Raw genomic sequence first — 14,471 nt, forward strand, 5'->3', positions numbered from 1 at the left:
AGCAACTAAAAGATGTGTTCGCTGTTTACCCACTCTATCCTCCGTAAAATATGGTCCCTGAACCAAAACAGTTGCCCGTGAATATGAAACGGGCGCAAGTATTGCTGTTTGCACAACATTTGCCTGCTTGGATCATATCCAGAAGTCAAAAACCGTTGTCAAACCCTCCCCCTTGTCCGATTTCCTCAGCTGATGCACACTCATATCGGGAGAAAGGGTGTCTGTTTCACCGCAGGGCCTGTTGGCAAACGGGCCCGTGCGGCGCATTGCTTTGGGAGGAACCTGCCATGCCGTCGAAATCCGAAGGATCCGCACAGCCAGACAAAACATCGCCGCAACCGCAGGGCCTGCCTGAGGTCAATACGGTGACGCCCGCCGACATCACCGCTTCGCTGAAGTCAGGCTTTGCCGATTTTCTTGCCCACCCGGTGATGAGCGGCTTTTTTGGTCTGTTTTACGCGGTGTTTGGGATCCTCATTGTCTGGTGCCTGGTCTGGCTTGGTGCGATCTGGATGATCATTCCCGCCGCCGTCGGCTTTCCACTGGTCGCCCCTTTTGCCGCCGCAGGCCTTTATGAAATGTCGCGCCGGATGCAGTTGGGGGAACCTGTCGTCTGGTCACAGATCCTGACCGTCATCACCCGCCAAAGCCAGCGCGAGATGGGGTGGATGGCCTTTGTCACGCTCTTTATCTTCTGGGTGTGGATGTATCAGATCCGGCTCTGGCTGGCGCTGATCCTGCGCGATGCGTCCTTTTCGGATTTCGACGGGTTCCTGCACATCGTGTTTTTCACCCCCGAGGGCTGGACCTTCCTGCTGATTGGCACCGGGGCTGGCGCCATCCTGTCGGCGGTTCTGTTCTCTGTGACCGTGATCGCCATGCCGATGCTTCTGGAGCGGGAGATTGATTTCATTTCCGCCATGCTCACATCCATTCGTGTGGTCACGGAAAACCCGGTGGTGATGCTGATCTGGGCGGCAATCATCACCTTCACCATGCTGGTGTCGCTGGTGCCCGCCTTTCTGGGGCTGATCGTCACGCTGCCGATCCTGGGCCATACCACATGGCACCTGTATCAGCGGGCGGTGCAACCGGCCGAAGGGGTATCGCGCAGGCCGACCCTCTAAGCCTCAGTGCACCTGACAGAGCGCCCGTCACTTCACGCCCCCCTTCCCCGCTACAACAGCGGCGCCAGAGTGCCCACCGCATTGATCACAAGCCTCCGCAGACGTGACCAATCTTCGACATCCGCGCGCTCGATCAGAATGGAGTCACTCCAGAACACCTCCTGCTGGGCAAGGATTTCGCCAGCCAGCGCGGGGTCATAGAGCATCATCGAGTTTTCAAAGTTCAGATCAAAACTGCGCCGGTCCAGGTTCGCCGACCCCACCAGCGCCACCTGACCGTCCACGGTCAGAAGCTTCGCGTGCAAAAGCCCACCTTCATAGGTGGCGATCTCAACCCCCGCGCGCAGGAAACTGTCGTAATAGCTTTGCGCGGCCATCCCAACCACCCTGCTGTCATTTCTTGCAGGCAGGTTCACCCGCACCTTGATGCCCCGTTTGGCGGCGGAACAGATCTGCCCATGCAGCGCCTCGGACGGTACATAATAGGGCGTGGTGATCACCACCTCTTCCTGCGCGCTGGCCAAGAGCATCTGGATCATATCGGGCACGCCTTCATGGGTCAGAACCGACCCGGTCCCCGCCATGACGCCCGCAAAACCACCTTCGGGCACATCCACGGCCCGCTCCAGCAGGGCCGAAATATCGCTGCCCCCATGGACCATCCAATCGCCGATGAACAGGCGCTGCGCCTGCCAGGCCACCGGGCCTTCCACCCGCATCATCGTGTCCACCCAGGGCGCATATTTCGCCTTGATCCGAAACGCGGCGTCGGCGCAGTTCTGACTGCCCACATAGGTCACATCATGGTCGATCACCACAATCTTGCGGTGGTTGCGGATGTCCAGCCGTTGATACAGCGCGGCGATCAGCGGGTAGGAAATATCAAAGGCCACGACGCAGTCCACCCCGGCGGCATTCATCTGTTTCCACAAGGGATGAGACAAGAGCCTGCGCGAGCCGAGCCCATCGACAATCACCCGTGCCTTCACCCCCCGGCCCGCTGCGGCCATCATCGCCTCGGCCACGCGGGTGCCATTGTCATCTGGCAACCAGATGTAAAAAAGCAGATGGGCATGTTCGCGCGCCGCCTCAATATCCGCAACCAGCCAGTCGATCGCCTCGTTGCTATCGGCGGTCAGCTCGGCCCGGTTGCCGCCCAGGGTGCGAAACCCGTTGATCGCCTCGGCGCGGGCAAAGCTCTGGGCATAAAGCACGGGAAGGTCGGGGCGCGGCGGTTCCCCCAGCGGCGCACGCGGCAGGTCTTTGCGCAGGGTGACCAGTTTGCGATCCATGCGCCAGTTCGCGCTGGGGTCGCCGAAAAAGAAATAGGCCACGATGCCCAGAAATGGCAGCGCCAGAATGACCGTCACCCAGGCCAGCCGCGACGCGGGCGCGCGGTGTTGGCGGCTGATGGCGCGCACCACCACCACAATGTGCAAAACGAAAACAATAACCGACCAGATCAATGTCCAGTTCATAGGGGACCTACCCGAATGCTACCCGCGCGTTACCCCTGTTTCAGGGCTTCGATCAGGGCCAGCATATCGTCGGGGATCGGCGCCGCAAAGCTGAGTTTTTCACCGCTGACCGGGTGTTTGAACCCCAAAGTGGCCGCATGCAGCGCCTGGCGTGGAAAGGCGCGCGCGGCCTCAACCGCCCCTTCGCCGATGGCCTTGGCATTCAGCTTGCGCCGCCCACCATAGGTCGGATCACCAATCAACCCGTGGCCCGCATGGGCCATATGCACGCGGATCTGATGGGTGCGTCCGGTTTCCAGCCAGCAATCCACCAACGCCGCCTGCGCGGGGGTGCCATAGCTTTCAATGATCCGCGCCCGTGTCACTGCGTGCCGCCCGCCGGAAAACAGCACCGCCTGTTTTTGGCGGTCGGTCTTGTGGCGCGCGAGCTGCGTGGTGATTTTCAGGATATTGCCGCTCTCAAAACTCACGCCCTTGACGCCGCCCAGACGCGGATCCCCCTGATCGGGCGCACCATGCACAACCGCGCGGTAATGGCGTTCGGCGGAGTGGGCGGCGAACTGTTCGGCCAGTCCGTGATGGGCCGCGTCCGATTTCGCCACCACCAAAAGCCCCGATGTTTCCTTGTCGATCCGGTGCACAATACCGGGCCGCGCCACGCCGCCCACACCAGAGAGATCCCCGCCAAAGTGATGCAACAGCGCGTTGACCAACGTGCCGCCCGGCGTGCCGGGGGCCGGGTGCACCACCATGCCCGCTGGCTTGTTCACCACAATCAGGTCGTCATCTTCATGCACGATATCAAGCGGGATATCCTCGGGGCCGATATGGCTTTCCTCGGCCTGGGGCACGGAAATCATCAACACGTCCCCTTCGGCCACCCGGGCGCGCGGATCGGTGATCACCATGCCACCACGTGTCACCGCCCCATCGGCCAAGAGTTTCGCCAGCCGAGACCGCGACAGCGCAGCTTCTTCTGGCACATCGCGCGCAATCGCCTTATCAAGACGCTTGGGCGGATTTTCCGCAATCACCACCTCGATCAGGCGCAAAGGGGCCGACATGGACAACACTCCTCAGGACGACACCGCGCCGGACACCACGCCAATCGACGGCACCGTGCGGTTTCTGAAAATTCTGGTGACCACCCTGACGGCGACCACGATCTTAGGTCTCATAGTGCTGATCACGGTGATTGTCATGCGCTTCCAGCAGGAAAATGTGGTGCCACTTCCCGATGAGCTGGTTCTGCCCGCCGGTGTCACCGCCACCGCCGTCACGCGTGGGCCGGGGTGGTTTGCGGTGGTGACGGAAGATGAACGGATCCTGATCTTGGAACCGGACGGTCAAACGATCCGCCGCGAAGTGGCCATTTCGAAAGCCCCCTGAGCGCCCCGAGTACGCCCGGAGAACGCCCCGACGCGACCGCAGCCGCCAAACCTGCCCTACACCTGCACCGGGCGCAGATCGCTGGCCGCCCTGCGACGCGCCTTGCGCCAGGCTTCGATGGGGCGTTCGATCAGATAATAGAACAGCGCGCTCATGACCAGGGCAAACCCCGCCAAGAGCAGCAAGGCCAGCATCCCGTCCAGATCCGGGAACAGCCGGAACAAAACCTTGTTTCCAAAGGACACAAACAGGAAATGCACCAGATAGATCGAATAGGATGCGGTGCCCAAAAACATCGCGAGGCGCGACAGGCGCAACTGTGAAAATGCAGCGCTGATCACCACCAGATATCCCACTACGGCCAGGACAATCGCCTCCATCTGCGCCGCGCCCTCTGATTGACGCAGCACATGGGCCGCGACGACAAAACCAACCGCGCTGACCAGCAGGACCAACCGTGCCAGATTGGTCCGCAGGTCAAACCGCACGAAACTCCAGGCGGCCAGGATGCCAAAGGCAAATTGCACATTTTGCGGATGCAAAAGCCACTTGGTCCAGACCCCATCCCCCGCAACCCACAAAGAGGCCAGCGCCCAGCCACCAATCCCCACCAGACCGACACGCCCGAACAGGATGACCAAAAGGAACAGCCCGTAAAACAACAGCTCTTGTTTGAGCGTCCACAGCACCACCGGCGTGGGCGGCGTCGCGGAGGGCAGCAACAAAAGCGAACTGGCCAGGCCATCCAACGTCGGAACACGGCCGTAAACCGCAAATCCCAGCGCCAAAAACAGCGCCGAAACGATCAGCGACATGGGATAGATTCGCAAGGCACGCTGTTTTAGAAATCGCAAAGGGCGTTGCCGACGCCCCCAAAAAAACGGCAGCGAAATCACGAATCCCGAGATCACGAAAAACAGGTCCACCCCCGCCGCCAACCCGTGGGTCATGCGGGCCACAACCGGATCGGCCTGATACTTGTCCAGGCCAATCACCACCCCGCAATGAAACAGCACAACCGCACAGGCCGCGTAGGCGCGCAGCAGGTGGATCGAGGACACAAACTGGGTTTGGTTTTTGGCCTGCATGACGGGGCGGGTTTCTATTTCGAACAGTTGATCAAAGGCTTGACGGCCCGGAAACTATTGCTGACCCGAAACGGATTGTGAAGCGAAAATGGGGGGGGGTGGTACCGACACCCCGGCTCGAACGGGGGACCTCTTGATCCACAATCAAGCGCTCTAACCTACTGAGCTATGTCGGCACGTGGGATGCGTCATAAACCGAGCAATCGGCGTGCGCAAGAGGGAGAACTTGAAAAAGTTGCGAAAGATCCGTAACCCGACAGGAACGGAATTCAGACGGTCGCGCCGCGGCCAGGTAAGGAACACATCATGGGTATCAACGACGAAAGCGATATCGAGGCCAACCTGCAAATCGGGCCAACCACCGACGGGATGGTGCGCCTGTTTGTCGAGGGCAGCGGGATTGAGATCCCGATGGATTTTGACCCGGAAGAGGCGGAAGAAATTGCCGAGGAATTACAGGCGGCGGCGTCTCAGGCCCGTGCCATTGCCCAATCTGCCAAGGACAAAGGTGGCAAGAAAAAGCGCTAGCGTGGGTTTCGGTGGGGAAAGGGGCGCTGCCCCTCGCCTGCTGGCAGGGCTCCGCCCGTTCATCGGGCGAAACAGTCTCCCAGACTGTTTCCAATACGCCCTCGAACCCCGAGGTATTTCAGGCAAGAGGAAAAGGCGCGGATTTGGGGCTGCGCCTATTCAGGTCGAGATCAAAGCCGCGACGCCGGGATCACGAAAGGCGTGCAGGCGCCGCGCGGCGTGGGTGGCAAATTTCTGCACCATCACTTTGCGGCGGGCGGGGGCGAGTTTGCTTTCCGGCCCCATACGGATGATGTCCGCGTCATAACCATCGGCGATGATCAGCCCGGTATCCTCCGGCAAAAGCTCGGTCGGGAAATCCGCGTCCACCGCCCAGAAATAGCGGTCGCACCAGTCCAGATAGCCCTGCCATTTCCTGTCCGTGGTGAAGTCTTCGCGGCTTGATTTGCATTCGATCACCCAGATCTCGCCTTTTGGGCCAAGCGCCATCACGTCGACGCGCAGGCCACGGGTGGGCACAAGCTCTTCGACCGTCACAAACCCAAGCGTGATCATGTGGCGGCAAACCCCGCGGGCGAGGATCTGGCCGGGTTGTTTGTTGGGATATACATCAGCAAGCTGGGTCATGCGCCCATGTGAACAATTCATGAACAAATTGTCAATGGGGCGCGCGATACCGTTGCAAGTCGCCCCTTGCAACAGGCGCCCCCTGCCCCTATCTAGGCTGTGGCGGCTTCTGCCCTTTGCGTCACATGCGGGTAATATTCCGGTGGCCTTAAGCAATTCTGAGGGAGCTGGCTCTGGCATGGCCGTGGCTATGTTACCTGGCGCCCACCTGTACATACAGGTCCTCAGGAATTCAGACCCCGACGACTGCGTGCGGTTCCGCCAACCTTTCCCTGCGCCCCTCCCTGCGCCCCCGGTCATGGCACCGGAAATTGACAAGGCAAATTGACATGGCCCACCAATTGGCGGGCCTTTGCAAACTTACAAGTTTGAGATTTGGGGCTTTGAAAAGCTGAAACTTTGCCGCCTCAGCCCGTCAAAAGTTTAAAGTTTCCCGGTGCGCTTTGCAGGCGTCTGCGCGGCCTCGACCCGGACCGGGATATCGGTGGCAACCGGGATGCGTTTGCCGCCTTTTGGCGTCTTGTCCTCGTCCCCCATGCGCATGATCACAAACGCAAACTGTACGCCAGAAAAGACGATGCCGTTGAACATAAAGAGCATGATCGCCGCGACCCAACCCATGTCAGAGGTCGAAATCAAATGCCAGAGATTGGCCACGTTCGTGTAGAGAAGCGCCGCCACAAATGCCGCGGACAGGGCAAAGCCAATCAGGACATGGGTGATATACAGGCGGACAAGTTTGGGCATGGGATGCTCTCCGAACAGACTCACTAACACCAGTTTAACAGGAGAATGGTTAAGGGAAAGGGGCATGGCGTCGCATCGGCGGATCCCGTCCGGGCGCGCGCGCGGTTGATTCAGAACAAGGTCGGCGCGGTGTGATGGCGGGTAGGGTTGCGGCAACACACGAAAGGATCCTCGTATGACCCACCGTTCCCCAATTGCGTTGCGCGCCCTCCTCCTGGCGATCACCACCACCCTGCCCCTGGCCGGTGCAGCCCAGGCCGAAAGCTGGACCCGGATCACCACCGCCGACGCCTTTACCGAGTTTGCCGTGGGGCCGGTTTGGCAGTTCACCAAGGGCCATCAGGAGCTGTCAGCCGATGGCACCCTGACCGGCCATGTGCCGGGCTATGGCAATTTCCGCGGCACCTGGGAATGGAAAGACCAGATGTATTGCCGCAAGATCGACTTTTACGAGGTGGGTAAATCCGGCGATGACTGCCTGGTGATCGAACGCGATGGCACCATGATGCAGATCACCCGCGATTTCGGCAAAAGCCGCACCTATACGGCCGAGATCAAACCGAAGGAAGAGTGATCTCTTTCAATACCTTACCCAAAACGACAAAGGCCAGACGAGATGTCTGGCCTTTTCGCATCTGAAGCTGAATGAGCGTCGGCAGAGACGTCAGAACGCATCGGGACGGGCCTCGCGTGCCATGTGATCGAGCACCGCATTGGCGAACTTTGCCTCATCCCCCTCCGGGAAAAACGCCTTCACCACATCCACGAATTCGGTGATCACCACCTTGGGCGGCGTGCTGCTTTCGACCAGTTCGGCCCCGGCGGCGCGGAAGGTGGCACGCAGGGTCGGGTCGATGCGCGCGATGGGCCATTTGGCCACCAGCGCCCGGTCGGTCATCTGGTCGATCCTGGCCTGATGGTTCACCGCGTCTTCGACCAGCTTGCGAAAGAGCTTGCTGTCGCCTTCCATCATGGTGTGCGTGTCAAATTCCTCGCCAAAGCGATGGTCTTCGAACTCCACCTTCACCCGGTCCACGGTCTGGCCGGAGGCTTCCATCTGAAACAGCGCCTGCACCGCAAACAGGCGGGCGGCGGATTTCATCTGACGTTTCTGGTTGCCGGAGAGGGTCATGCCTTGGGGGTATCCTCAGGGTTATTTTGCGTGTCACCTGCAAGTTTGATCTGGTCCGAGATGGTCTTGAACCCGATCCCCTTGCTCGAAGCGCCCCATTTGCGCGAAAGCGCGATCAGATGCAAGGCCGCAGCGGCCGCCCCGCCGCCTTTATTTTGCCCGTCCACCTCTGCGCGCACCTCGGCCTGCGGGCGGTTTTCCACGGTCAGGATACCGTTGCCGATGCACAGCCCGTTCAGACCCATCATCTGGATCGCGCGCGAGCTGTCATTACAGACCGTTTCGTAATGGGTTGTTTCACCACGGATCACGCAGCCCAGCGCGACGTAACCGTCAAAGTTCGACATGCGTTCGGCGGTGGCAATGGCGGTGGGCACTTCCAGCGCGCCGGGCACTTCGACCACGTCCCAGGTGCCGCCGACGGCCTCAACTTCTGCCTTGGCACCGGCGACAAGATTGTCGGCAATGTCCTTGTAATAAGGCGCCACGACGATCAGGATTTTCACCGGTTTGTCAAATTCCGGGCGCGGCAGGATGTAATGTTGTTCAGCAGCGGCCATGATCAATCCTCCTGAATGGGGCGGGTGGCGGTGATGTTCAGCCCGTAGGCGTCGACCCCCACATAACGCGTGTCGGGGCTGTCGGTCAAAAGCACCAGATCAGAGAGGCCCAGCGCCGACAGGATCTGCGAGCCAAGACCGATATTGCGCACAGTGCCGGGTTCTTCCTCGTCCCGGGCGTAAAGCGTTTTGCGCGGTTCACGGAACAGGCAGACGACACCGCGGCCTTCGTTGGCAATGATCTGCATGGCGCGCGGCAGTTCATCCGCTGGTTTCGGCCCCATGCCCAGCACATCCTGCGATTCATTCAGTGCATGGGTGCGCACCAGAACAAGATCAGCAGTGGAGATATCGCCTTTGATCAGCACCACATGTTCGATCTCATGGGTGAGGTCGGTGAAGATCCGCATCTCCCATTCGCCGCCAAATTCCGAGGTAATGACCTCGCGGCCCGTCTCGCGCACAAGGTTGTCGTGGCGGCGGCGATAGGCGATCAGGTCTGAAATCGTGCCGATCTTCATCCCGTGTTTCTTTGCAATTTCAACCAGTTCCGGCAGACGCGCCATGGAGCCGTCTTCATTCATGATCTCGCAGATCACACCAGACGGGTTGCGGCCTGCCAGGCGGGCGATGTCCACGGCGGCTTCGGTATGGCCCGCGCGCACCAGCACGCCGCCATTGCGCGCGCGCAGCGGAAAGACGTGGCCGGGGGTGGCAATCTCGGCCGGGCCATTGGCCGGGTCAATCGCGGTCGCAACAGTCAGCGCGCGGTCGGCGGCGGAAATCCCGGTCGACACCCCTTCACGCGCCTCGATCGAGGTGGTGAAGGCGGTTTCATGGCGCGAAGAATTGTGCATCGCCATCATCGGCAGGCCAAGTTCCTCGATCCGGCGCGCTTCCATCGGCAGGCAGATCAGCCCGCGCCCATGGGTCGCCATGAAATTAACGGCCTCGGCATCACAGGCATCCGCCGGGATCACAAAATCGCCTTCATTCTCGCGGTCTTCATGATCGACCAGAATGAAGATACGGCCTTTGCGGGCCTCTTCGATGATGTCTTCGGCGCTGGCAATGGCGTCTGACAGGCTGGCCTCGACGGGGCCGGGCGTTTCGTAGGTGGTGCTGTCGCTCATGTCAGGGGTCCCCAGATGGCAAATGCAGTGCAGTTGGCCCGCAATACCGCAGCCTCGCTGCCATGGAAAGGCAAAACGCGACGTCTTAGCCCCCCGGAGCGCGCGAACGGTCCGTGGGGCGCACCAAAGTGGTGTCTCGGGTCCGGATCGGTGCCCTGTGCTTTAGATCCGTGCTTTAGAACTGCGGTTCAGAACTGCCACAGCGCCGGGATGAACCGGTATGCGTCACCGTCGCGCGCCACGTGGCCCACGCCGGGGAACGGGAAGTGATAGCCCAAGACGGCAATCCGATCGGTCGCGGCCATATCCAGCAGGCGCTTGCGGGTGGCCCCGGTCTGTGCCCCATCCGCGTCCCGCGCGCTGTACCAATTGGGATGGGCAAAGTTCAGCACCGCATGGGTCAGGCAATCGCCCAGCGCGAGGATCTGCTGCCCCTCGCTTTCGACCATCACCGACATGTGGCCGGGCGTGTGACCCGGCGTGTCGATCATGCGAATGCCTGGGGCGATTTCGTGGTCATTGCTGGCCAAGGTCCAATCCACCCCCTCGGCGGTGATCGAGTTCACCGCCCCCAGCACAAATTGCTGATCCTCCGGGGCCACGCGGTCCACCAGCCCGTCCTGCATCCAATGGGCATGTTCCGCCGCGCCGATCAGATATTCAGCGTCGGGGATGATCGGTTCGTCAAAATCGTCGCGAATGCCCCAGATGTGATCCGGATGCGCGTGGGTGATGGCCACATGGGTGATGCCCATCGGGTCAATCCCGGCGGTTTCCAGGTTTTCCATTAGCCGCCCGGTGGTGTCGAACCAGCGGTTGCCGGACCCCACATCCACCAGCACCTTCGCCTCTCCCAGCTCGATATACATGTGGTTGGTGTGCGAATATCCCACTTCGGGGTCAATGTAATGCGCGGCCATAAAGGCGAGCTTTTCATCCTCGGGCGCATTCATCGCCTGCCCCGCGAAGGGCAGCGTGAAATACCCGTCCGACACGATGGTGATCCGGGCCGCGCCGAGGGTGAAGCTGAAATGTGCCGGATTGCCATCGGTGGGCGCGCCCAGCATGGCGCGCGCCGAAACGGGCATGGCAAAGGCGGGGGCCATGGCGGCCAAACGGAGTAAATCTCGGCGTGTGGGTTTGATCAGGCTCATCACGGGCTCCCATATTTGGTTCACCCGTTAAGTCATATGCGAATTTGTGAATTTCGCAACATCCCAGCGCAGACCGGGCGGAGTTTTGACAAAACTCCGGACCGATTTCTTCAAAAGAAATCGCCCCCGCGCGGGTCAGCCGCCATATTCCGCCAGCCGCGCCACATAACGCGCCAGCGTGTCGATCTCCAGATTGATCCGGTCACCAACCTTGGCGTCGCCCCAGTTCGTCACCTCTTTCGTGTGCGAAATCAGGTTCACGCCAAATACACCGCCCTCAACTTCGTTCACGGTCAGCGAGGTGCCGTTCAGCGCCACCGACCCTTTGGGCGCGATGAATTTGGCCAGCTCTGATGGCGCGCGGAACTGCACACGGGTGCTGTCGCCCTCGGTCTTCATCGCGATGATTTCTGCCACGCCATCGACATGGCCCGACACGATATGCCCGCCCAGCTCATCGCCCACCTTCAATGCACGTTCAAGGTTCACCCGACGCCCAACCGCCCAATCGCCCAGGTTGGTCTTCGACACAGTTTCCGCTGAAATCTCAACATCATACCAGGTATCGCCCATTTCCACCACGGTCAGGCACACTCCATCAGAGGCAATCGAAGCCCCCAGATCAATACTCGCCGTATCATAAGCGGTTTCGATCCGCGCCCGCAGATCGCCCTTTTGCTCTAGTGCCGCAATTCGCCCCACATCGGTGATGATCCCGGTGAACATGTGCCTCTCCTTCTTGCGCTGGCTCAAGCTGGGCCAAGACCTACCCCGCGCCCACGCTTTTGCCAATCCTTCATCTCTGCCGCATACGGTGCAAACATGGCGGTGCAAAAACGGCCCATTCCGGCCACATTCCGGCCCAAAGCCATGATTATGGTAAATGCGGGTTTGTGGGTCTTCGCGCCCGCCCCTATAGTTAGTCGCGAAAAACCACCCGAAGAGGTGGCAAGTCGAAGGTGAAGAGACGTGGTAACCGGTGAAAACCGAAATTTCCTGTTCCTGCAAGGACCGCACGGGCCGTTTTTCTGGCGGCTGGGCAAGATGCTGCGCGCGGCCGGGGCCAAGGTCTGGCGTGTTGGGTTCAATTGCGGGGATCAGATGTTCTGGCCGGATAAGGCGAGCTACCTGCCCTTCACCGCCCCTCAGGACCAATGGCGCGACAGATTCAGCGAGTTTCTGACCGACAAATCCATCACCGATATCGTGATCTATGGCGACACGCGCCCCATCCATGCCCAAGCCGTAGAAATCGCGCGCGATCGCGGCCTTGGCATTCATGTTTTTGAGGAAGGCTATTTGCGCCCCTATTGGGTGACCTATGAGCGCGGAGGATCGAACGGCCATTCCAAGCTGATGGAGATGTCAATCGCCGACATGCAAGCCGCGCTGGCGGACGCGGAACTGGATATGCCAGAGGCCCCCGCCCATTGGGGCGACATGCGCCATCACATCTTTTACGGGGCGCTCTATCATTGGTTCGTGATGTTCCGAAACCGGCGTTACACCAATTTCCGCCCGCACCGTGCGCTATCTGTGACCAAAGAGTTTCGCCTTTACCTGCGCCGCCTTCTTCTGATGCCCGCGCAGGCGCTTGAACGGATGCTGGCGACAATGCGGATCAAATATGGCGGCTTCCCTTATCACCTGACATTGCTGCAACTGGAGCATGACAGCAGTTTCCAGGAACACAGCCCGTTTGACAGCATGACCGAGTTTCTTGAACTGGTGATGGACGGTTTCGTGACCGGGGCTGCACCACACCACCATCTGGTCTTCAAGGCCCACCCGCTGGAGGATGGTCGCGTTCCTTTGCGCAAGGAAATCAAACGATTGGCGCGCAAACATCAGGTAGAGGATCGGGTGCATTACGTGCGCGGCGGCAAGCTCGCGCAGCTTTTGAACCATGCGCGCAGCGTGGTCACGGTGAATTCGACCGCCGCCCAACAGGCGCTGTGGCGGGGCCTGCCAACCAAGGTCTTTGGCCGCGCGGTCTATGCCAAGCCGGAGTTCGTGTCGACCCAACCGCTGCCCGAATTCTTCACCCTGCCCACTCGCCCGGATAGCCGCGCCTATCGCGATTACCGCCACTATCTGCTGGAAACCAGCCAGTTGGCGGGCGGGTTTTATTCGGCGCGCGGGCGGCGGCAATTGCTGCGCCAGGTGGTCGACATGATGCTGGCCCCCGATGATCCCTATGATGCCCTCTCGCAAGGCACAGCGGCACCACGGCAACAGTTGCATGTGGTGAACTGAGCCAAGCATAGGAAATGCTGGATTTTTCTGCAGTTCCTTCATATTCTGCCCCTTAATAACAAATGAAAACCGAGGCCATCCTCCAATAAAGGAGCCCGAGCAGTGAAGATTATGGGCAAAACCATTATGCGCCGTGCGGCGCTTTTCGCGTTGGTCGGCGCCGTTGCCGCCTGCGGCTTGCCCCGCGTGGGTCCCAACAAGGCCGAGATTTATGCGGGCAGTGTGGACCGGCAAGGCGATGCTTTCATCGTTTCCGTCAATGACCGTGTGACCCGCGCCACTGCCGTGGTGCCCTCGCTGGGGTTTGACGACAATTTCAAGAACGCCGCCGTGGTCGGATCGGACACAATTCGTGCGGGTGACGTTTTGGGGATCGCAATCTGGGAAAACGTCGAAGATGGCATCCTGACCACCGCAGGGGCCCCCGCCTCGCTGGATGAAATCCAGGTGGATGGCGCTGGCTACATCTTCATTCCCTATGCAGGCCGCATCAAGGCCGCAGGCAACAGCCCCGAAACCATTCGCCGCATCGTGACCGAGAAACTGGCCAATCAAACCCCGGATCCGCAGGTGATGGTGCGCCGCTTGGCGGGTGACGGATCAACCGTGACCCTGACCGGTGCCATTGCAGGCCAGGGTGTCTATCCGATCGAACGCCCGACCCGCACGCTGAACGCGATGCTGGCCAAGGCCGGCGGCGTGGCGATTGCCCCCGAGATTGCCAAGGTCAAGATCAGCCGTGGCAGCCAGACCGGCGAGATCTGGTTTGAAGACCTCTTTGACAACCCCGAACTTGATATCGCCCTGCGCGGCGGCGACCGCATCCTGGTCGAGGCCGACACCCGCGCCTATACCGCCCTTGGGGCCACCGGTGGCCAAAGCCGCGTGAAGTTCGAAACCAAAACGCTCTCTGCCATCGAGGCCATCGCCCAGGTGGGCGGTTTGCAAAGCGCCGTGGCCGACCCGACCGGTGTTTTCGTGTTCCGCAACGAAGCGCCCGAGATCGCCAACCAGGTGCTGGGGCGCAGCGACCTGATCGGCGCACAGCGCATGGTTTATGTGCTGAACCTGACCGAACCCAATGGCATGTTCATGGCGCGTGATTTCGTGATCCGCGATGGCGACACGATCTATGTGACCGAAGCGCCGTATGTCCAGTGGACCAAGCTTTTGTCGACCATCACAGGGTCGCTGTCGACCGCAGGTTCGATCGCCTCATTGTCCAGCTCGCTGGGCGGATCCAGCAACTGAC

Annotated in this window: 16 protein-coding genes and 1 tRNA gene; 6 read left to right on the forward strand and 11 right to left on the reverse strand. The window is 60.4% G+C overall.

What is annotated here, in order from left to right:
- Positions 1-287: 287 nt before the first annotated feature.
- Positions 288-1,127: a DUF2189 domain-containing protein gene (locus tag ACP15V_RS00420; protein WP_424941712.1), complete on the forward strand. Its 840-nt coding sequence runs from the start codon at positions 288-290 to the stop codon at positions 1,125-1,127.
- Between the two features lie 50 nt (positions 1,128-1,177).
- Here ACP15V_RS00420 and ACP15V_RS00425 read toward each other — a convergent pair whose 3' ends face one another.
- Together ACP15V_RS00425 and ACP15V_RS00430 are read right to left on the reverse strand one after the other, a co-directional pair.
- Complete coding sequence (locus tag ACP15V_RS00425) at positions 1,178-2,605, reverse strand: phospholipase D-like domain-containing protein (protein ID WP_424941713.1); 1,428 nt, start codon at positions 2,603-2,605, stop codon at positions 1,178-1,180.
- Positions 2,606-2,634: 29 nt separating this feature from the next.
- Positions 2,635-3,669 carry an RluA family pseudouridine synthase gene (locus tag ACP15V_RS00430; RefSeq protein WP_424941714.1) on the reverse strand — a complete coding sequence of 345 codons (1,035 nt, stop codon included), beginning with the start codon at positions 3,667-3,669 and terminating at the stop codon, positions 2,635-2,637.
- Here ACP15V_RS00430 and ACP15V_RS00435 point away from each other — a divergent pair.
- Positions 3,668-3,994 carry a DUF6476 family protein gene (locus ACP15V_RS00435; protein ID WP_424941715.1) on the forward strand — a complete coding sequence of 109 codons (327 nt, stop codon included), beginning with the start codon at positions 3,668-3,670 and terminating at the stop codon, positions 3,992-3,994. The genes ACP15V_RS00430 and ACP15V_RS00435 overlap by 2 nt on opposite strands.
- A 56-nt stretch (positions 3,995-4,050) precedes the next feature.
- Here ACP15V_RS00435 and ACP15V_RS00440 read toward each other — a convergent pair whose 3' ends face one another.
- Both ACP15V_RS00440 and ACP15V_RS00445 read right to left on the reverse strand, forming a co-directional pair.
- The gene (locus ACP15V_RS00440; protein ID WP_424941716.1) at positions 4,051-5,082 is read right to left on the reverse strand and encodes an acyltransferase family protein; all 1,032 of its coding nucleotides are present in this window, start codon (positions 5,080-5,082) and stop codon (positions 4,051-4,053) included.
- A gap of 99 nt (positions 5,083-5,181) precedes the next feature.
- Positions 5,182-5,258, reverse strand: a tRNA-His gene (locus ACP15V_RS00445).
- Between the two features lie 130 nt (positions 5,259-5,388).
- On the opposite strand from ACP15V_RS00445, the gene ACP15V_RS00450 reads away from it, so the two are divergent.
- The gene (locus ACP15V_RS00450) at positions 5,389-5,610 is read left to right on the forward strand and encodes a DUF6324 family protein (protein ID WP_424941717.1); all 222 of its coding nucleotides are present in this window, start codon (positions 5,389-5,391) and stop codon (positions 5,608-5,610) included.
- 159 nt (positions 5,611-5,769) lie between these two features.
- Here the strand turns inward: ACP15V_RS00450 and ACP15V_RS00455 are convergent, their stop codons facing one another.
- Together ACP15V_RS00455 and ACP15V_RS00460 are read right to left on the reverse strand one after the other, a co-directional pair.
- Positions 5,770-6,237 carry an MmcB family DNA repair protein gene (locus tag ACP15V_RS00455; protein WP_424941718.1) on the reverse strand — a complete coding sequence of 156 codons (468 nt, stop codon included), beginning with the start codon at positions 6,235-6,237 and terminating at the stop codon, positions 5,770-5,772.
- A gap of 423 nt (positions 6,238-6,660) precedes the next feature.
- Entirely contained in the window at positions 6,661-6,984 is a 324-nt protein-coding gene (locus tag ACP15V_RS00460) for a hypothetical protein (RefSeq protein WP_424941719.1), read from the reverse strand.
- Between the two features lie 175 nt (positions 6,985-7,159).
- On the opposite strand from ACP15V_RS00460, the gene ACP15V_RS00465 reads away from it, so the two are divergent.
- Positions 7,160-7,558, forward strand: coding sequence for a hypothetical protein (locus ACP15V_RS00465; RefSeq protein WP_424941720.1), 399 nt, complete (start codon positions 7,160-7,162; stop codon positions 7,556-7,558).
- Between the two features lie 90 nt (positions 7,559-7,648).
- Here ACP15V_RS00465 and nusB read toward each other — a convergent pair whose 3' ends face one another.
- From nusB to ACP15V_RS00490, 5 genes are all read right to left on the reverse strand, one after another.
- Positions 7,649-8,116, reverse strand: coding sequence for a transcription antitermination factor NusB (gene nusB / locus ACP15V_RS00470; RefSeq protein ID WP_424941721.1), 468 nt, complete (start codon positions 8,114-8,116; stop codon positions 7,649-7,651).
- Positions 8,113-8,676, reverse strand: coding sequence for a 6,7-dimethyl-8-ribityllumazine synthase (locus ACP15V_RS00475; RefSeq protein WP_424941722.1), 564 nt, complete (start codon positions 8,674-8,676; stop codon positions 8,113-8,115). The genes nusB and ACP15V_RS00475 overlap by 4 nt, the downstream gene beginning before the upstream one ends.
- Positions 8,677-8,678: 2 nt before the next feature.
- Positions 8,679-9,809: a 3,4-dihydroxy-2-butanone-4-phosphate synthase gene (gene ribB, locus ACP15V_RS00480; RefSeq protein ID WP_424941723.1), complete on the reverse strand. Its 1,131-nt coding sequence runs from the start codon at positions 9,807-9,809 to the stop codon at positions 8,679-8,681.
- 188 nt (positions 9,810-9,997) lie between these two features.
- On the reverse strand, positions 9,998-10,963 hold the full coding sequence (locus ACP15V_RS00485; protein WP_424941724.1) for an MBL fold metallo-hydrolase: 966 nt from the start codon (positions 10,961-10,963) through the stop codon (positions 9,998-10,000).
- A gap of 135 nt (positions 10,964-11,098) precedes the next feature.
- Positions 11,099-11,689 (reverse strand): riboflavin synthase, encoded by a 591-nt coding sequence (locus ACP15V_RS00490; protein ID WP_424941725.1) that lies wholly within the window; start codon positions 11,687-11,689, stop codon positions 11,099-11,101.
- 243 nt (positions 11,690-11,932) lie between these two features.
- Here ACP15V_RS00490 and ACP15V_RS00495 point away from each other — a divergent pair, with 243 nt between their 5' ends.
- Both ACP15V_RS00495 and ACP15V_RS00500 read left to right on the forward strand, forming a co-directional pair.
- Positions 11,933-13,219, forward strand: a complete 1,287-nt coding sequence (locus ACP15V_RS00495; protein ID WP_424941726.1) for a capsule biosynthesis protein — start codon at positions 11,933-11,935, stop codon at positions 13,217-13,219.
- A 111-nt stretch (positions 13,220-13,330) separates the two neighbouring features.
- Entirely contained in the window at positions 13,331-14,470 is a 1,140-nt protein-coding gene (locus ACP15V_RS00500; RefSeq protein WP_424942698.1) for a polysaccharide biosynthesis/export family protein, read from the forward strand.
- The last annotated feature ends 1 nt before the right edge of the window (position 14,471 follow it).

It is taken from the genome of Aliiroseovarius crassostreae (assembly GCF_049803815.1).
In the GTDB taxonomy this organism is placed as follows: domain Bacteria; phylum Pseudomonadota; class Alphaproteobacteria; order Rhodobacterales; family Rhodobacteraceae; genus Aliiroseovarius; species Aliiroseovarius crassostreae_A.